A 16,514-nucleotide genomic window follows, 5' to 3' on the forward strand; every position below is an offset into this window, starting at 1 on the left:
CTATACCCGATGAAGCGACGCAGGCGATGGTGGGGAAACACCGATGCCGAAGGCGGGAGCCAGCCGTCCGGCGGAGTGATACTGGTGTCGAGACCCCGCGACAGCAACCTCCTTCCATGGTATGCAACGCTGGGAAGCACAGCCGTGGGAAGACTCGTCATGCGCAGCGCCGTCGTCGCCGCCCTGTCCGTTCTGGTTGCCGGACTGTTCGTCGCCAGCCCCTCCTGGGCGCAGAGAAAGGCGGAGCCGGGCGCCTTCGATTACTACATCTTGTCGCTGTCCTGGTCGCCGACCTACTGCGCCCGCGACAGGAACGGCCCCGATCCCGACCAGTGCGGCGAGCGGAAATACGGCTTCGTCGTCCATGGCCTGTGGCCGCAATACACTGACGGCAGCTATCCCGCAACCTGTACTCGCGACCGCAACGTGCCTAAGGCGGTGGTGGACCAGACCATGACGGTGATGCCCAGCGTCGGGCTGATGATGCACCAGTGGCGCAAGCACGGGACCTGCTCCGGCCTGAACGCCACCGATTATTTCGCCAAGCTGCGCGCCGCCGCAGCCAAGGTCGCGATTCCCGATCCGCTGAAGGCGCCCGGTCCGACCGTGCCGGCCGTCCAGGTGGAGCGCCTGTTCCTGGAGGCCAATCCCGGCCTGACGGCGGAGGGGGTGGCGGTGATCTGCTCCCGCCGCGACGTGTCGGAGGTCAGGGTCTGCCTGAACAAGGATCTGGGCTTCATGAACTGCGGCCAGAAGGTGGTCGACCGCTGCCGCGACCGCGACGCCGCCCTGTCGGCCGAGGTTGCGCCGGCCCAGCCCCGGACGTTCAACGCCGTCCCCGCCACCCCGGCCCTGCCGTCGGCCCCGGCCGCGGCGCCCGCTCCGGCCAGCGCCCCGGCGCGTTGAGGCGGTCAATCGCTTTCCGCCCCCTCGGCCAGGGCCGCCATCGCCGCCGGGATTTCCGCCAGCAGTTCGCGGGCGAGGAAGCCGAGAGGGCCGATCCGGCGGCTCAGGCGGTTGCCGGCTTCGCCATGCAGGTAGACGCCCCAGACGGCGGCCTGCTCCGGGCTGGCGCCGCGCGCCAGCAGGCCGGCGACGATCCCGGCCAGCGTATCGCCGGAACCGGAGGTGGCGAGCCCCACCGTGCCGCCGCGATAGGCCCAGGCACGGCCTTCGGGCGTGACGATGCGGGTGCAGCTCCCCTTCAGCGCCACCACCGCCTTCAGGTGGGCCGCCACCCGCCGGGCGGTGGCGAGCGGGTCGGCCTCCACCTGTTCGCGGGAGCAGCCCAGCAGCCCGGCCATTTCGCCGGCATGGGGGGTGATCACCACACGGCCGGCGTGCCTCTGCACCGGTCCCGGGTCGCGGCCCAGCCCGGCCAGCGCCGCCGCATCCAGCACGAAGCGCGGTCCTCCGCCGGCCAAACTCAGCGCCGGATCCCCAGCCGGGTCCAGGCGCGTCAGCAGATGGGCGGTCAACTTCGCCACCGCCGCCTCATCCATCATGCCGGGGCCGACCAGCACGGTGTCGCAGCGCGATGCCCGCTCGGCCAGCGCCGCGCCCGACTCGGCGGCGATGCCGCCCTCCGCCGTTTCCGGCAAGGCAGCGACGAGCGCCTCGGGCAGGGCGAGACCCAGATGCGGGGCGATGCTGGCTGCGGTGGCGATCTGCAGTTTGCCGGCGCCCGCCCGCAGGGCGCCGATTCCGGCCAGCAGGGCGCCGCCCGGCACCGGCACGCTGCCGGCAATAACCAGCACCCGGCCACGGGTTTCCTTGTCGCCGTCCCCGTCCGGTTGGGGCAGGGGCATGTCGCGCAGCAACTCGGCGGTGACGGGAGTTTCCTCGTCGGGAGCCACGGGGGCGGGCTTCACGGGCGTGCTCCCTATCGGGCCGCGACGGCGGCGTCCGGCTCGGCGGTGACCGGAGCGCCGGCCTCCTCCAGCGGGGCGACGAAGTTGTAGCGGTGCAGGCACAGCCCGCCGCGCGGCCCGGCCTTGGCGTCGAACCGGTATTCGGTGAGGGAACAGTTGGCGACGTCGCCGGCCGCGTCGATGGCCAGGATCTCGTCCTCCGTCATGTTCTCCAGCAGGTAGCGCAGGCAAAGCACCACCACCTGATGGCCGACGATCAGCACCCGCTGGCCGCCGTGATGCAGGCTGATGGTGTCGAGCGCGCTGCGCAGCCGCAGGATCACGTCGCACCAGCTCTCTCCCCCCGGCGGGCGGTGGTAGAACTTGCCCAGAAGGCGGCGGAATTCGGCCTGTTCCGGGAATTCCTGCCGGATGCCGGCGGTGGTCAGCCGGTCGAGCACGCCGAACTCCTTTTCGCGCAGCCGCTCGTCGATGACGAAGTCGGTCGGATCGACCGGCAGGCCGCCGGCCTGGTGCAGCCGCTCCGCCGTGCTCAGCGCCCGGCGGTAGGGCGAGGTCAGGACCACGTCGGGCCGTTCCGCCGCCGGCATGGCGGCGAACCAGCGGCCGAGCGCGTCGGACTGCCGCTCCCCCAACTGGCTGAGAGGAACGTCGACATCGCGTTCGTCGATGTCGATCCGGACGAGTCCGGCCGCGTGCGCCGCATCGCGCGCGACGTTTCCGGCGCTCTCGCCATGGCGGACGATCCAGAGTCGGTCGGGCCAGCGCTGTTGCATCGGCGATCCCATTTGCTGGTGGTCTGGGGCTGGTGGACTTGGACTGGTGGACTTGGACTGTCGGGAATAACCGCCGGGCGGGGCGAAAGGTCCCGCGGCCCGGCGGCAGGCGGTATGGCAGCCATGCTGTCCGGTCGCCCGCTGCGGCCAATCGGCACCTTGCCGGTGGCGGAGGCCGGGCCACACTCTTCTGTCCAGTTTCACCATCTGAATGGATCGGACATGACGGACAGCCAGGACGCGGCCCCCCTGTTCCAGCCGGTGACGGTCGGGCGCTACAGCCTGCCCAACCGCATCGCCATGGCGCCGCTGACCCGCAGCCGCACCGACAACGCCACCGGCGTGCCGACCGCGATGAACGCCGAATATTACGCCCAGCGCGCCAGTGCCGGCCTGATCATCGCCGAGGCGACGCAGATCTCGCCGCAGGGCAAGGGCTATGCCTACACCCCCGGCATCCACAGCGCCGAACAGGTGGCGGGCTGGAGGCTGGTCACCGACGCCGTCCATGCCAGGGGCGGGCACATCTGCCTGCAGCTGTGGCATGTCGGGCGCATCTCCCATCCCGACCTGCAGCCGGGCGGCGCCCTGCCGGTGGCGCCCTCGGCGGTGAAGCCGGAGATGAAGGCCTTCACCGTCGACGGCTTCAAGGACATCCCGGCTCCGCGCGCGCTGGACATCTCCGAACTGCCGGGCATCGTCGAGGATTACCGCAAGGCTACCCGCAATGCGCTGGCGGCCGGATTCGACATGGTCGAGGTGCATGCCGCCAACGGCTATCTGATCGACCAGTTCCTGCGCGACGGCACCAACAAGCGCACCGACGCCTATGGCGGTTCGGTCGAGAATCGCGCCCGCTTCCTGTTCGAGGTGCTGGACGCCGTGGTGGCGGAGGCCGGGGCCGACCGAGTCGGCATCCGCCTGTCGCCGCTGAGCCCGGCCAACGATGCGCAGGAAAGCGACCCGATCGGCACCTTCAGCCCGGTGATCCGCCGGCTGAACGATTACGGCCTTGCCTATCTGCACATGATCGAAGGCGTAACCCGCGGTCCGCATCCGGGATTCGGCGGCGACCTCGCCGAGCTGCGCGGGCTCTACACGGGGCGCTACATGGCCAACAACGTCTATGACCGCGCCATGGCGATCCAGGCGACGACCAGCGGCCATGCCGACATGATCGCCTTCGGCCGCCCCTTCATCGCCAACCCCGACCTGGTGGAGCGGTTGCGCATCGACGCTCCCTTGGCCGAGCCGGACCAGAAGACCTTCTATGGCGGCGACCGCCACGGCTACACCGACTATCCGCCGTTGAAGCAGCCGGCAGCCTGACCGTTCCGCGCACGGGCGGCGTGCAGATCGCCCCCGAGTCGCCGCGCAAATGGCGAGGCGAAGGGGCCGGAGGTGGGATGCGGAGCGGCACTTCGGTGCCGCCCGCCCCGTTGCGGAGCGCGGGAGTGGCGGCAAGCGTGAGCCTGGGGTGGGGCATTTAACGGCGATTCGGTCATCTTTCCTTTGGAAGGCTTGACCTGGGACCCGATCCCTGTGACAAAAGACATTCGGCACACTCTATGAGCTTGAAGACACATGTTCGACCGCCCGCCCCGCCAGGGCTTCCGCGCTCCCGAGATCACCAAGTCCAACGTCACCGCCACCGTGAAGTGGTTCAACCCCACCAAGGGGTTCGGCTTCGTGTCGCCTGAGGACGGTTCGCCCGATGCCTTCCTGCACGTCTCTGCGGTTCAGGCCGCAGGCTACGACGCGCTGGACGAAGGCACCACCATCACCTGTGACCTGGCCCGTGGGCCGAAGGGTCCGCAGGTGGCCTCCATCCACACGGTCGATACGTCGACCGCTCAGCGTTCGGCCCGTCCGCGGACCGGCGGCTTCGACCGTGGCGGCTATGACCGCGGCGGCTACGATGCCGGCGGCGGCAGCGGCGGCGAAGAAGTCGACGGCACCGTGAAGTGGTTCAATGCCGACAAGGGCTTTGGCTTCATCACGCCGAGCACCGGTGGCAAGGACGTCTTCGTCCATGTCAACGTGCTGCGCCGTTCGGGCATGCAGACCCTCCAGGAGGGCGATCAGGTGCGTGTCACCGTTCGCCAGGGCCAGAAGGGTCCGGAAGCGGGCAAGGTCGAGTACCTGTAAGGTTCGGGGTATCCCGGACCTCGACCGGACGGCGCCCGTTTTCGGACGTGCGCCGGCTCGGTCGGCTCCGCTCATCTGACAAGCGTATCGAAGGCTAGAGCGGTCATCGTTCCAGTCTTCCCGGTGAAACTCCGGACTCTTTTCGCACGGTGCATCCCTTTGGGGGCGCGCCGTGCGTTCTTGTCTTTTCTGTCTTGGTTTTCTGCGGTCCTGGCTCGTGAGTGATCCGGCCGTGGCTTGGTTCGGCCCGGCGGTGCGTTGCGTGTGTCTTCCGCTCTTCTCTTTCGGTACTTTGCTCTCTGCGCCTTTCCTTGCGCCGCCCTTAGGGGCGGCCGGCGCCGTTTCCCGCCCCTTTTTCCGCCGCCCTTTTCGTTGCTGGGGGGCCTTCCGGCATGATCGAGATGCTGACCGTCCGGCTCCCGGCGCTCTTCGGCGGGGGAGGGGGGACGGACATCTGGTGGTCCGTTGCGCAGCTGGTCGGCTTGTGCGGCATGCTCGGCGGCATGCTCTGGCCCTTTTTCCGCAGCCGGCAGGCCATGCTTCTGGTGCAGCTGGTGCCTTGCCTGGGCTTCGCCCTGCATTTCGCCCTGGTGGGTGCCCCGACCGCGGCGGCGCTCAACGGGCTTGCGGCGCTGCAGGTGTTGGCAGCGCTGGCGCTCGGCACATGGCCGGCATTCCGACTCGTCTATCTGCTGATCCTGCCGGTGATCGCCGCGGTGATGGCCGTGACCTGGACCGGCCTGCCGTCCGTCTTCGCCGCGGCCGGCATGGCGCTGATCAGCCTTGCCCGTTACCAGACGCGGGTTGCGGTGTTCCGCGGCACCATGCTGGTGGCATTGCCCTGTTGGTTCGTGCACAACTGTCTGGTGGGGTCGATCCCGGGAATGGTCTCCGACCTGACCGGGATGGCCGTCAACGCCTGGATGCTCCTGCGCGAGCGGACGGCACCGCGCCCATCAACACAAACTGGGCCAACACCAACGGGGCCAACATCAATGCCGCCAACGGCCGGGGAGGCGAAGCTGTCATGACCACCCACCACAGCAACCTGTCGGCGGAAGATGCCGCCGCACTGCGGGCCATCCCGCTCTTCGCCAAGCTGACCGACCGTGCCGTGGCCCTGCTGGGCGGTGTCGCCATCGTGCGACCGGTGCCGCGCGGCACCACCCTGTTCCTGCAGGACGAGCCCGCCGACCGCTTCTTCGTGCTGCTCGACGGCTGGGTGAAGCTGTACCGCCTGACCCGCGACGGGACGGAGGCGGTGGTCCATGTCATCGGCCCGGCCGAGAGCTTCGCCGAGGCCGCCATGTTCGCGGATGGAAAATTCCCGGTCTGTGCGGAGGCGGTGACCGACGCCCGCGTCATGACCCTGACCGCCGACGGATTCGCCCGCTGCCTGCGCGAGGACGACCGCATCGCCTTCGGCATGCTGGGGTCGCTGTCGGTGCGCCTGCGCCATCTGGTGACGCAGATCGAACAGTTGCAGGTCCAGCCGGCGCCGCAGCGGGTCGCCGCCTTCCTGATGCGCGTCTGCCCGCCCGGCGATGGGCCGGCGCAGTTCCAGCTTCCCTTCGACAAGGCGCTGATCGCGCGGCGCCTGGGCATGCAGCCGGAAACCCTGTCGCGGGCGCTCGCCAAGCTGCGCGCCTCCGGCGTGGAGACCCAGGGCCTGACCGTCAGCGTGGCCGAGCGCGCCACCCTGCGCGCCGTCGCCGAGGCCGGCGAGGAGGAGTGACCGCCACCGCCCGCTGCGGCTTGTGACAGCGTCGGCGGAGCGGCTAGACTGGATTGACGGCGGTTGCCGCCGCGTGCGAGTTTGCACCCCTCCCAGTACCGGGTTTGTTCAGGATTTCGAGGCAGCGATGGGCGACAGCAACACGGTGGCGACGGCATCGGATCCGGCGCGGGATCTGGTGGCCTTCGCCGGTGACCGGCGCTTCGCCACCGTGATGGCGGACCCGCCCTGGCGCTTCGTCAACCGCACCGGCAAGATGGCGCCGGAACATCGCCGCCTGTCGCGCTACGGCACCATGACGGTGGAGGACATCTGCGCCCTGCCGGTCGCCGACATCGCCGCCCCCACCGCGCATCTCTATCTCTGGGTCCCGAACGCGCTGCTGCCGGAAGGGCTGCAGGTCATGCGCAGCTGGGGGTTCGAGTACAAGACCAACCTCGTCTGGCACAAGGTGCGCAAGGATGGCGGGTCCGACGGGCGCGGGGTGGGGTTCTACTTCCGCAACGTGACCGAGCTGATCCTGTTCGGCGTCCGCGGCAAGAAGGCCCGCACGCTGCCCCCCGGCCGGACCCAGGTGAACCTGATCGAAAGCCGCAAGCGCGAGCACAGCCGCAAGCCCGACGAACAGTATGAACTGATCGAGGCCTGCAGCCCCGGCCCCTTCCTGGAAATGTTCGCCGCGGTGCCCGGCCCAACTGGTCGGTCTGGGGCAACCAGGCAGACGACAGCTATGAACCGACCTGGAAGACCTACGCCTTCAACTCCGCGAGCGACCGCGAGGCTGCGGCGGAGTAGGGGGCGGAGCGTCGGCTTCGAATGCCCCCACCTAGCCTCCCCCGCTGGGCGGGGGAGGGACTGCCGCAGCCTTATCGAACAAGCGCTTAGTTCCCTCCCCCGCCCAGCGGGGGAGGGTTAGGGTGGGGGATTAACTCCATCCCCTCACAACATCCCCAACGCCACCAGATCGCGCCGCAACGCCTCGGCTCCCAGGAACAGGTGCGCCGACATGCCCACCGACTTGGCCGCCTCGACATTGTCGGGGTTGTCGTCGATGAAGTAGCAGTGCTTCGGTTCGAGGCCGTAACGATCCATCAGCAGCCGGTAGATCGCCGGGTCCGGCTTCACCAGCCGTTCCTGACCCGAAACGATGATGCCGTCGAAGCCGTTCAGGAAGTCGAAGCGCTTGCGCGTCAGTTCGAACTTGTCGGCGGAGAAGTTGGTGATGGCATAGACCGGGACGCCGCGCGCCTTCAACTCCGCCAGGATCTCCGGCGTGCCGGGAATTGGGCCCGGCACCATGCGTTCCCACATGTCGTCATAGGCGCGGATCAGCTCGGCGCAGTCCGGATGCTCCTCGGTCAGCTGGGCGATCGCCTCGCTCCAGGGACGGCCGCGGTCCTGCTCCAGGTTCCAGGCGGGGCTGCAGATCCGGTCGAGGAAATCCTCCATCAGATCTTCATAGCCGTCGAACAGCTCGCGGTAGAGGTGCCGCGGGTCCCATTCGATCAGCACCTGCCCGACGTCGAAGACGACGACGGCCGGCTTCAGCGGTTCAATCGTTGCTGTCATGGAACGGCCCGCCTCAACCCTTGGCGCGGACTGCGTCGGTCAGCCGCTTCATGTCGTCCAGCTTGATGGCTCCCGGCACCAGCTCGTCGCCGAAGACGAAGGCCGGGGTGCCGCGGATGTTCAGCTTCTCGGCCAGCGCCTGGTTGGCGGCAATCACCTTCAGCACGTCCGGCGACTCCATGTCCTTCTTCAGCCGGTCGGTGTCGAGACCGACCGACTTGGCCAGCCGCATGATCACCGCCTCGTCCAACTGGCCGCGGTGGGCCATCAGGGCGTTGTGCAATTCCATGTACTTGCCCTGGCCGCGGGCGGCGAGTGCGGCCTTGGAGGCGAGCAGCGACGCCGGCCCCAGAATCGGGAATTCCTTCAGGACGAAAGCGCAGCTTGGGGTCGCCCTTGATCAGCGCCTGGGTGTCGGCCAGAACTGCCTTGCAGTAGCCGCACTGGTAGTCGAAGAACTCCACCACCGTCACGTCGCCCTGCGGGTTGCCGGCGACCGGATCGGCCGGGTTGCGGGTCAGCTCCTGCCGGTTCTCGACCAGGGCCTTGCGGGCCTGTTCGGCCTCTGCCGCCTTCTGGCGCTCCTGCATGGCGTCGACGGCCTGCAGGATGACCTCGGGATGCTCCATCAGGTAATCGCGGACGATCTTCTCGATGGCGGCCTTCTGGTTGCCGTCGAAGCTCGCCGACTGCGCATGGGCCGGTGCGGCGGCGGATAGCGCCAGCGCCGCGACAGGCAGGGCAAGAAGGGCGGAACGCAGGGACGGCAGGGCGGGGCGCATGGTGGGCGGTCTCCGAAAACGCTGGGGACATTGGGCCGAAGGCCGCCCACACTGGACCGACAATCGGGTCCGGACAAGTGCAAAGCGCTCGCCCGGACCACACCCCCGGTTTCACTATCGCGTGATCAGCGGGCGCGCAGAAGCTCGCCCACCGACAGCAGCGCCATCTCGTCGCCATCGGCCCTACCGATGGTCCGGCCGGTGGAGTAGGGCAGGTTGTTGTCGTTGACGACCACGATATGGTCGGCATCGACGATGTTCACCCCCTCCGGCCCCAGATGGGGCATGACGAAACGGCCTTCCGGCGCCTGTCCGGCGCGGGCCTTATGGTCGGGATCGGCGATGTCGGTCAGGTCGATGTAGCCGACCTTGCGCACGAAGCCCTCGGCGTCGGCGCCGGAGATGTCGATCTTGTAGACCCGCTTGAAGGCGGCCGGCGCATTGAAGCAGTCGGGCTTCGTTTCGCCCTGGCAAGCCTGGGTCCTCGCCCCTTCGCTGCTGTCGTCGCGCTCGATCACCAGCGCGCTGCCGGCGTCGATCATCGCCAGGTCGGCGACCACATTGGCGTTGTCCTCCAGCCTGTACTTCCAGGACTTGCCGGTGTACGTGCGGCTGGCGACGTCGAACTCCAGGATGCGGGTGTACGCGCGGCCGTCCTTGTTCTCAAAGGCGTTGGCGGCGGCGTTCCACAGCGGGCCTTCCAGCGACGGGTACAGGGTCTTGCCGTCCGGCGACACGCCCATCGGCTCGAACCCGCGCGAGCGGCGGACCTCGAAGGCGACGGCGCCCGGCACCGGCGGCAGGATGCCGTTGCGGTAATGGTCGGGCGAGCGGGCCGGCTTGCCGTCGACCATCGTTTCATGCACGGCGACGACCACGCCGTCGCGGCTCAGTTCCAGGATGTAGGGGCCGAACTCCTCGCCGATGAACAGGCGGTCGGCCTGAACCACCAGGGATTCGGGATCGAAGTCGGCGCCGGTCAGATAGCGCGCGGTGCTGTTCTCGTTGACGATGGCGAAGGGGACCTTGCGGTCGGGATCGCGCAGGAAAATGGTCTCCAGCCGCTGCAGGGCGCCGCTCTGCCAGTCCGGCTTGACGCGATGGACCATCAGCAGCGCATCGACCGAATTCACCTTGCTGCCGAAGCCGTTGTCGGTCAGCGCCATGAACTCGCCGTTGCCCTGCGGAACAATGGCGGAGAAGCCCTGAACCGCCTGTCCGGCGACCGGCAGCATGATCTCCGTCTGGCGCGGGACCTTGGGGTCGGAGGCGAAGGAGGTGGCGCGGATGCTGCCCACCGTGTCCACGCGCTTGCGATCGGCGTTGATGAATTTGCCGGCGGTGGCGAACAGCGGCCCGGCATCGGCAGGCGCCTGCACCAGCGTGTCGGCCGGCAGCACCGCGTGGCCGGCCAGCGTGGCGGGGTAGCGCTTGGCCTGCTGTTCCTGGGCGTGAGCCGGGATCGCGGTTGCCAGGGTGGTGGACAGCAGGGCGGCGGTGGCGAGCAGGGCGCCGCGCCAGGACTTCGAACGGATGGACGGCATGCGGAGAACTCCGTGGACGGTAGCGCGCCTCCGGATCGGGTGGGACGCGCTCGATGTCCGCGGAATAGCAAGCGGCGATGACGTGGCCGGGACGGTTCGGTGACCGTTGCGTTACCGGAAGGACGCTTTGGTCATATGACCGATCCGCTCCGACCGGGTCAGCGCGGCCTGTCACCGCCGGTCTGGCCGCGGATGTCCTGGGCGCGCAGCCAGCCCGGCGAGCCGGCGGGCAGCAGCCTTTCCGCCCGCTCCGCCTGCGCCTTGGCCATCGGTATGTCGCCTCTCGCCAGCGCCTCTTCGGCGGTGGCATAGGCGACCATGCCGTCGTTCTTCTTCATGCTCCAGGCCTGGGCGGTCAGCCGCCACAGGAAGGCCGACTGGGCCTTGCCCTTCGCCGCGATCTGCAGGTTCTTCAGCGCCTCGTCGGCGAGCCGCGGATCGCGCTGCTCCAGCAGGGCGTGGGCGAGGGAGACGCGGATCGTTCCGGCTTCGGAACCGGCAAGCTCGATGGCCTTGCGGTAGGGGGCGACCGCATCCGGCGCGCGGCCGGTCTGCAGCATCAGGTCGCCCTTCATTTCATGCAGGTAGGGATTCCGCGGCTCGTCCGCGATCAGGCCGTCGACCAGCGGGGTCGCCTGCCTGACGTCGCCCTGGCGGAAATATGCATAGGCGCGGCCATAGCGGGCAGCGGGCGACGGATCGTTCGCCTTGTAGCGCTGGAGCGCGCCGCGCGGATCGAGATAGCCGTACAGCTTCGCCTGGAGCCTCCGCAGGTCGGCCTCCGTCGCCGCCGGCAGGCGGGCGTCGGCATGGCGGGAGCGGGCGACGAAGGCCTTCACCGCCTCGATGCGCTCGCGCGTCAGCGGATGGGTCAGGCGGTAGCCGGCGTCGCGGTCGTTCATCAGCGGTTCGCCGACGCCCAGCTTTTCCAGAAAGGCTTCCATCCCCCTGGCGGAGATGCCCGACTGTTCCAGGAAGGACAGGCCGGCCTGATCGGCCGACGCCTCCTGCGTGCGGGAAAAGGACAGGAAGTTCCGCTCCGCCAGATGCTGGCCCAGCATGACGCCCGCGGCGCCGGCCCCGGCGTTGCCCGACGCGAGGCCGCCGATGACGCCCAGGCCCATGCCGAGCAGCGAAGACAGGAAGGCATTGTCCATCGCCTCCGTCCCGCGCACCAGATGTCCGCCGGAGATGTGGCCGGTCTCGTGCGCGATCACGCCCAGCAGTTGGTCGGCGTCGTCCACCGTCAGCAGCAGCCCGGTGTGCAGGAAGATGTTCTGTCCCCCGGCGACGAAGGCGTTGACCGAGGGTCGTTGACGAGAAGGATCTGCACCGAGTCGGGGTCGATGCCGGCCGCCTGGAAGATTGGCCGGGCCATCTTGCGGATGATATGGTCCGTCTCGGCGTCGCCCAGGATCTGCATGTCCGAGCGGCGCTGCGCGCTCGCCGGTGGCGCTTCCCACACCAGCGACATCAGACACATGGACATGATGGCGACGACCGAAACCAGCCTGCTGGGCTTGCGCACCGTGACGACCTCCGGCTTTGAACAGCGGACCCCCGCGCGGAACCGGCGGAACTCCGGTCCGCGACACACTCGCTTGCGAATCTGGCGACGGTTGGGCGCGGTTGCCATAGCTGCATCACTGCTGACCGGCTGCGTCAACACGAAGTTCAAGACCGACGCGACGGTCCAGAGCTTCGTCGTCGCGGACGAACCCTATGCCGCCGGCATCGGCCGGGACATCATCGCCCAGGGCGGCAAGGCCGGCGACGCGGTGGCGGCGATGGCGCTGGCGATGACCGCCAGCCTGCCGTCGCGCGTCGGGCTGACCGGCGGCGGCGTCTGCGTGCTGTTCGACGCCGCCTCCAAGAAGGCCCGCACCATCGAATTCCTGCCGCGTCCGGTAGGCGCGGGCGGCGTCGGCATGCCCGCGATGGCGCGCGGCCTGTATGCCGTCCAGGCCTCGGCCGGCGTGATGCGGTGGGAGCAGGTTGTCGCCCCGGCGGAACAGCTGGCCCAGTTCTCCCCCGGCCTCAGCCGGGCGCTGGTGCAGGATCTGAGCGCGTTCGGCGGGCGTCTGGCCGCCGATTCCGATGCGCGCCGCCGTCTGCTGGGCGCCGGCACGCCGGCTGTCGGCACGGTCGCCGGGCAACCGGAACTCGCCGCCACCCTTTCGGTTCTGCGCCGCCAGGGGGTGGGCGCCTTCTATGCCGGGCCGCTCGCCGCGACGGTCGCCCAGGGCATGGGGCTGGACCCGGCGCAGCTGCGCGCCTACCAGCCGCGTGTCGGCGTCACGCTGACGGTGCCCTTCGACATCAGCGACCTGCATGTCCCCGACACGACCGAGCCGGAATCGGGTGCAGCGATTATCCAGGCCTGGAAGGCGGTGGCCGCCCTGCCGCCGGCCGAGCGGGCGACCCGCGCCGCCCAGTTGCTGGGCGCCACCGGCGCCGGCGCCGGCGCGGCGGGCGCCGGGGTGATGGTGATCGATCCGGACGAGAATGGTGCCGCCTGCGCCTTCACCCAAGGGGCGCCCTTCGGCACCGGCCGCGGCATCCCCGGAACCGGCATGCTGGTAGCCCAGGGGGTGGAGCGCGGCGGCTTCGGTGTCCCGGCCCTGATCGCCAACTCCATCATCGGCCGCACCCTGTTCGCGGGCGTCGGCACGGCCGGGGGCAACGACGGTCCCGCCGCCGGTCCGGCCGCCCTGCTGTCGGTGGCGTTGCCGGCGGGCCTGGAGGACAAATCGACCGCGCCGCAGATCCAGGCCGCGCGGCCGCAATCCATTCCCGGACGGGTCAGCTTCATCGGTTGCCGGGTGTCGATTGAGGACGGAGTGCGCTATTGCCAGACGGCGACCGATCCGCGTGCCGGCAGCTTGGCGCTGACGGTCGAAAGCGAACGCAAGCGGGACTGAACCGCGAATAGCGGCCCGCCCGAAAAAGAGAGTTAGAGACGGACGATCATGAGCAAGCAGCCCAAGGTTTCCAAGCGGGGCGCCATTCCGCCCTTTTTCGTGATGGAAGTGATGCGCGCCGCGGCGGAACGCGAGGCCTCCGGGCTTGAGGTCCTGCATATGGAGGTGGGGCAGCCCTCCAGCGGTGCGCCGAAGGCGTGGTGCAGGCGGCGGCCACCGCCGTCGTGGGAAGCGATCCGCTTGGCTATACCGGGGCGCTGGGCATTCCGGCGCTGCGTGCGGCTATCGCCAAATGGTACAAGGATCGTTACGGCGTCGATGTGCCGGAGCGGCGGGTGGTCGTCACCACCGGGTCGTCGGGTGCCTTCCAGCTGGGCTTCCTCGCCGCCTTCGATCCGGGCGACCGCGTGGCGATGGCGTCGCCCAGCTATCCGGCCTACCGCCATACCCTGACCGCGGCCGGAGTTATCCCGGTGGAGCTGCCGACCGGGCCGGAGCACCGTTTCCAGCCGACCGTCGAACTGCTGGAGGCGCTGGAGGAACCGGTGCAGGGCCTGATCGTCGCCAGCCCGGCCAACCCGACCGGCACGATGCTGAGCCGGGAGGAACTGACCGCGCTGTCCGACTGGTGCCGCGCCAACGGCGTGCGCATGGTGTCGGACGAGATCTACCACGGCCTGACCTATGGCACCGATGCCGTCACCGCGGCCGAGGTCAACGATCAGGCGCTGGTGGTCAACAGCTTCTCCAAATATTTCTCGATGACCGGCTGGCGTCTGGGCTGGATGATCGTGCCGGACGATCTGGCGCGGTCGGTCGAATGTCTGGCGCAGAATCTGTTCATCTCCGCACCCACCCTCAGTCAGGTCTCGGCGGTCGCCGCCTTCGACTGCACGGAGGAACTGGACGGCCACGTCGCCCGCTACGCCCGCAACCGCGCGGTTCTGCTGCGGGAACTGCCGAAGGCGGGCTTCACCAAGATGGCCCCGGCCGACGGCGCCTTCTACATCTATGCCGACGTGTCGGACATGACCGACGACAGCGAGGCGCTGGCCAAGCAGATCCTGGAGGAGACGGGCATCGCCTGTACCCCGGGCATCGATTTCGACACCGCCCGCGGCCGGCATTTCCTGCGCTTCAGCTTCGCCGGGTCGGAGGAGACCATCGCCGAGGCGGCGCGGCGGCTGATCGCCTGGCGGGCGGGGAAGTAGGGTGCGGAGTTAGACCCCCACCCTAACCCTCCCCCCGCTGGGCGGGGGAGGGGATAAGTGCTTGATCGGGAAGGCAGCGGCAGTCCCTCCCCCGCTCAGCGGGGGAGGTTAGGTGGGGGTCTAACTTAGCCGCTCGACATCCCCTCAGAACAGATGCTGCCCACCCGTGATGAAGGTCTCCGTCCCCGTCACATAGGCCGAATCCGGCCCGCAGAGATAGAAGATCACCGCGGCGACGTCTTCCGGCGTGCCCATCCGCTTCAGCGGGATGCGCGGGATCAGCACGTCGTATTCTGGGCCGGTCATCGCCGTTTCGATCTCCCCGGGGGCGACGGCGTTGACGCGGACGCCGATCTCCGCGAACTCCACCGCCATCTCGCGGGTCAGGCCGGACAGCGCCGCCTTGGAGGTGGAATAGGCGGAGCCGGCGAAGGGGTGCACCGAATGGCCGGCGATGGAGGTGACGTTGACGATCGCCCCCTTGCCCTTCGACAGCGGAGCGGCGAAGCGCGGGCCAGAACCAGCGCTGCGAAGAAGTTCAGCTCGAACACCCGGTGCCAGCCTTCGATCGAGCCGTTCAGACAGCCCAGCCGCTCCTTGATCGGGGTCTTGGGCGAAATGCCGGCGTTGTTGATCAGGCCATGCAGGGGGGCGCCGTCCAGCGCCTTGTTCGCCTCCTCCACGAAGGCGGCGCGGCTGGCGGGATCGGACAGGTCGGCCGGAATGTGGTGGGTCCAGTTGGGATCGCGCCGGCAATGCTCCGGCACATCTTCGCGCGAGCAGGAGATCACACGCCAGCCTTCGTTGCTGAACCGGGTGACGGTGGCGTGTCCGATACCCCGGCTGGCGCCGGTGAGAATGACGGTCTTGCGGTGCGGCATGGCGGCGGTGCGCTTCACGAATGATTGCGGTCGGGCGGGGAGAGCGGACGCCCTGGGACTGGCCTCGGGAGTTACGGATGCCGGCGCGGAAGGCCGCCATCCGCCGTATGTCCACCGCCGGCGCCGATCCTACCCGCCGATGCTCCGGCTGTCATCCGCCGCGGATCTTCGGCGCGGCCGAACGACGCAATCGGTGGCGTTCGCCATTGACCTTGCGTCCGGCAGTTCCAACCTTGGCGCAATCCCTGCGCCGACGGAGCCGACCCTTGCGCCAGATCTTCCGTCCCACCCCCCTCTCCTGGCCCGTCCTTTCCGCCTTGCCCGGCTGATCTTCGCGGCGCTGTCCCTCGTCGCCTCATCCGGCGTCCGGCGGAGGATGCCGCGCGCATCGGCTGCGTGCCGCCGGGCGTGTGGGCCGACGGCACCGGGACGGCGGTGGAACCGGTGCCGCTGCTGCGCCGGCTCGCCGATGCGCCGGTGGTCCTGCTGGGGAGCAGCATGACAAGGCCGACCACCACCGTTGGCAGCTCCACACCCTGGCCGGCCTGCATGCGCTGAACCCCGACCTTGCCGTCGGGATGGAGATGCTGCCGCGCCGGCTGCAGCCGGTGCTCGACCGCTGGGTGGCGGGGGAACTGACGGAAAGCGAGTTCCTGAAGGAGACGGACTGGCGCACGGTCTGGGGCTTCGATCCGGCCTTCTACCTGCCGATCCTGCAATTCGCCCGGCTGCACCGGCTGCCGGTGGTGGCGCTGAATGTGGAACGCCCGCTGATCAGCCGCACCGCCCGCAACGGCTGGGCCGCCATTCCGGAGGCGGATCGTGAGGGCGTCGGCAACCCCGCCGCTCCGACGGAGACCTACCGCAACCGCCTGACTGAAACGCTGGCGGCGCATGATCGTTCGGAGTCGCAGGCAGCCGCCCCTCCGATGCCGCCAATCGCTTCATCGAGGCGCAAAGCGTCTGGGACCGCGCGATGGCGGAGAAGATCGCCGAGACCCGCCGGACCACCGGCCGCGCCGTCGTCGGCATCCTGGGGCAGGGCCATACCCTCTACCGCGATGGCGTCCCGCACC

General features: G+C 69.2%; 17 protein-coding genes and 3 pseudogenes. 11 read left to right on the forward strand and 9 right to left on the reverse strand.

Going from position 1 to position 16,514, the window contains the following annotated elements; genetic code table 11:
• Positions 1 to 159: 159 nt before the first annotated feature.
• The gene (locus tag F1643_RS19740) at positions 160 to 906 is read left to right on the forward strand and encodes a ribonuclease T2 (protein ID WP_194914964.1); all 747 of its coding nucleotides are present in this window, start codon (positions 160 to 162) and stop codon (positions 904 to 906) included.
• Positions 907 to 911: 5 nt separating this feature from the next.
• On the opposite strand, the gene F1643_RS19745 is transcribed toward F1643_RS19740, so the two are convergent.
• On the reverse strand, positions 912 to 1,871 hold the full coding sequence (locus F1643_RS19745; protein WP_370540718.1) for an NAD(P)H-hydrate dehydratase: 960 nt from the start codon (positions 1,869 to 1,871) through the stop codon (positions 912 to 914).
• A gap of 11 nt (positions 1,872 to 1,882) precedes the next feature.
• The gene (locus F1643_RS19750; protein WP_194914966.1) at positions 1,883 to 2,647 is read right to left on the reverse strand and encodes a histidine phosphatase family protein; all 765 of its coding nucleotides are present in this window, start codon (positions 2,645 to 2,647) and stop codon (positions 1,883 to 1,885) included.
• Between the two features lie 222 nt (positions 2,648 to 2,869).
• On the opposite strand from F1643_RS19750, the gene F1643_RS19755 reads away from it, so the two are divergent.
• From F1643_RS19755 to F1643_RS19775, 5 genes are all read left to right on the forward strand, one after another.
• Entirely contained in the window at positions 2,870 to 3,976 is a 1,107-nt protein-coding gene (locus tag F1643_RS19755; protein WP_194914968.1) for an alkene reductase, read from the forward strand.
• A gap of 255 nt (positions 3,977 to 4,231) precedes the next feature.
• Positions 4,232 to 4,795 (forward strand): cold-shock protein, encoded by a 564-nt coding sequence (locus F1643_RS19760; RefSeq protein WP_149222286.1) that lies wholly within the window; start codon positions 4,232 to 4,234, stop codon positions 4,793 to 4,795.
• Between the two features lie 392 nt (positions 4,796 to 5,187).
• Entirely contained in the window at positions 5,188 to 5,826 is a 639-nt protein-coding gene (locus tag F1643_RS19765; RefSeq protein ID WP_194914969.1) for a YgjV family protein, read from the forward strand.
• The gene (locus F1643_RS19770; RefSeq protein ID WP_255543082.1) at positions 5,823 to 6,530 is read left to right on the forward strand and encodes a Crp/Fnr family transcriptional regulator; all 708 of its coding nucleotides are present in this window, start codon (positions 5,823 to 5,825) and stop codon (positions 6,528 to 6,530) included. The genes F1643_RS19765 and F1643_RS19770 overlap by 4 nt, the downstream gene beginning before the upstream one ends.
• A 127-nt stretch (positions 6,531 to 6,657) precedes the next feature.
• Entirely contained in the window at positions 6,658 to 7,446 is a 789-nt protein-coding gene (locus F1643_RS19775) for an MT-A70 family methyltransferase (protein WP_255543084.1), read from the forward strand.
• Between the two features lie 23 nt (positions 7,447 to 7,469).
• Here the strand turns inward: F1643_RS19775 and F1643_RS19780 are convergent, their stop codons facing one another.
• From F1643_RS19780 to F1643_RS24080, 6 genes and pseudogenes are all read right to left on the reverse strand, one after another.
• The gene (locus F1643_RS19780) at positions 7,470 to 8,099 is read right to left on the reverse strand and encodes an HAD family phosphatase (protein ID WP_194914972.1); all 630 of its coding nucleotides are present in this window, start codon (positions 8,097 to 8,099) and stop codon (positions 7,470 to 7,472) included.
• A 13-nt stretch (positions 8,100 to 8,112) separates the two neighbouring features.
• Positions 8,113 to 8,469: a DsbA family protein gene (locus F1643_RS24070; protein ID WP_370540720.1), complete on the reverse strand. Its 357-nt coding sequence runs from the start codon at positions 8,467 to 8,469 to the stop codon at positions 8,113 to 8,115.
• Between the two features lie 64 nt (positions 8,470 to 8,533).
• Positions 8,534 to 8,881: pseudogene (locus tag F1643_RS25140) on the reverse strand (DsbA family protein); the annotation flags it as partial.
• A 125-nt stretch (positions 8,882 to 9,006) separates the two neighbouring features.
• The gene (locus tag F1643_RS19790) at positions 9,007 to 10,425 is read right to left on the reverse strand and encodes an esterase-like activity of phytase family protein (RefSeq protein ID WP_194914973.1); all 1,419 of its coding nucleotides are present in this window, start codon (positions 10,423 to 10,425) and stop codon (positions 9,007 to 9,009) included.
• A gap of 158 nt (positions 10,426 to 10,583) precedes the next feature.
• The gene (locus tag F1643_RS19795; protein ID WP_370540721.1) at positions 10,584 to 11,699 is read right to left on the reverse strand and encodes a M48 family metalloprotease; all 1,116 of its coding nucleotides are present in this window, start codon (positions 11,697 to 11,699) and stop codon (positions 10,584 to 10,586) included.
• Entirely contained in the window at positions 11,672 to 11,953 is a 282-nt protein-coding gene (locus F1643_RS24080) for a hypothetical protein (protein ID WP_255543088.1), read from the reverse strand. The genes F1643_RS19795 and F1643_RS24080 overlap by 28 nt, the downstream gene beginning before the upstream one ends.
• A gap of 91 nt (positions 11,954 to 12,044) precedes the next feature.
• On the opposite strand from F1643_RS24080, the gene F1643_RS19800 reads away from it, so the two are divergent.
• Positions 12,045 to 13,346 (forward strand): gamma-glutamyltransferase, encoded by a 1,302-nt coding sequence (locus F1643_RS19800; RefSeq protein ID WP_194914974.1) that lies wholly within the window; start codon positions 12,045 to 12,047, stop codon positions 13,344 to 13,346.
• Between the two features lie 197 nt (positions 13,347 to 13,543).
• Complete coding sequence (locus F1643_RS19805) at positions 13,544 to 14,557, forward strand: pyridoxal phosphate-dependent aminotransferase (RefSeq protein ID WP_370540719.1); 1,014 nt, start codon at positions 13,544 to 13,546, stop codon at positions 14,555 to 14,557.
• Positions 14,558 to 14,701: 144 nt separating this feature from the next.
• On the opposite strand, the pseudogene F1643_RS19810 reads toward F1643_RS19805, so the two are convergent.
• Positions 14,702 to 15,438: pseudogene (locus F1643_RS19810) on the reverse strand (SDR family NAD(P)-dependent oxidoreductase).
• A gap of 396 nt (positions 15,439 to 15,834) precedes the next feature.
• On the opposite strand from F1643_RS19810, the gene F1643_RS24085 reads away from it, so the two are divergent.
• The 3 genes and pseudogenes from F1643_RS24085 to F1643_RS25150 form a co-directional block, all read left to right on the forward strand.
• The gene (locus F1643_RS24085) at positions 15,835 to 15,996 is read left to right on the forward strand and encodes a hypothetical protein (RefSeq protein WP_255543089.1); all 162 of its coding nucleotides are present in this window, start codon (positions 15,835 to 15,837) and stop codon (positions 15,994 to 15,996) included.
• Positions 15,984 to 16,283: pseudogene (locus tag F1643_RS25145) on the forward strand (ChaN family lipoprotein); the annotation flags it as partial. The gene F1643_RS24085 and the pseudogene F1643_RS25145, both read left to right, overlap by 13 nt.
• Positions 16,284 to 16,414: 131 nt before the next feature.
• Positions 16,415 to 16,514, forward strand: a 100-nt coding sequence (locus F1643_RS25150) for a hypothetical protein (protein ID WP_370540722.1), incomplete at its 3' end; no start/stop codon positions are given.

The sequence above is a fragment of the Azospirillum sp. INR13 genome, assembly GCF_015390205.1.
Lineage (GTDB): Bacteria > Pseudomonadota > Alphaproteobacteria > Azospirillales > Azospirillaceae > Azospirillum.

Excerpts from the sequence above, each read along its gene's own strand:
- F1643_RS19740 (WP_194914964.1), top strand. The coding sequence starts at position 160 with ATGCGCAGCGCCGTCGTCGCCGCCCTGTCCGTTCTGGTTGCCGGACTG.
- F1643_RS19750 (WP_194914966.1), bottom strand. The coding sequence starts at position 2,647 with ATGCAACAGCGCTGGCCCGACCGACTCTGGATCGTCCGCCATGGCGAG.
- F1643_RS19755 (WP_194914968.1), top strand. The coding sequence starts at position 2,870 with ATGACGGACAGCCAGGACGCGGCCCCCCTGTTCCAGCCGGTGACGGTC.
- F1643_RS19760 (WP_149222286.1), top strand. The coding sequence starts at position 4,232 with ATGTTCGACCGCCCGCCCCGCCAGGGCTTCCGCGCTCCCGAGATCACC.
- F1643_RS19765 (WP_194914969.1), top strand. The coding sequence starts at position 5,188 with ATGATCGAGATGCTGACCGTCCGGCTCCCGGCGCTCTTCGGCGGGGGA.
- F1643_RS19770 (WP_255543082.1), top strand. The coding sequence starts at position 5,823 with ATGACCACCCACCACAGCAACCTGTCGGCGGAAGATGCCGCCGCACTG.
- F1643_RS19775 (WP_255543084.1), top strand. The coding sequence starts at position 6,658 with ATGGGCGACAGCAACACGGTGGCGACGGCATCGGATCCGGCGCGGGAT.
- F1643_RS19780 (WP_194914972.1), bottom strand. The coding sequence starts at position 8,099 with ATGACAGCAACGATTGAACCGCTGAAGCCGGCCGTCGTCGTCTTCGAC.
- F1643_RS19790 (WP_194914973.1), bottom strand. The coding sequence starts at position 10,425 with ATGCCGTCCATCCGTTCGAAGTCCTGGCGCGGCGCCCTGCTCGCCACC.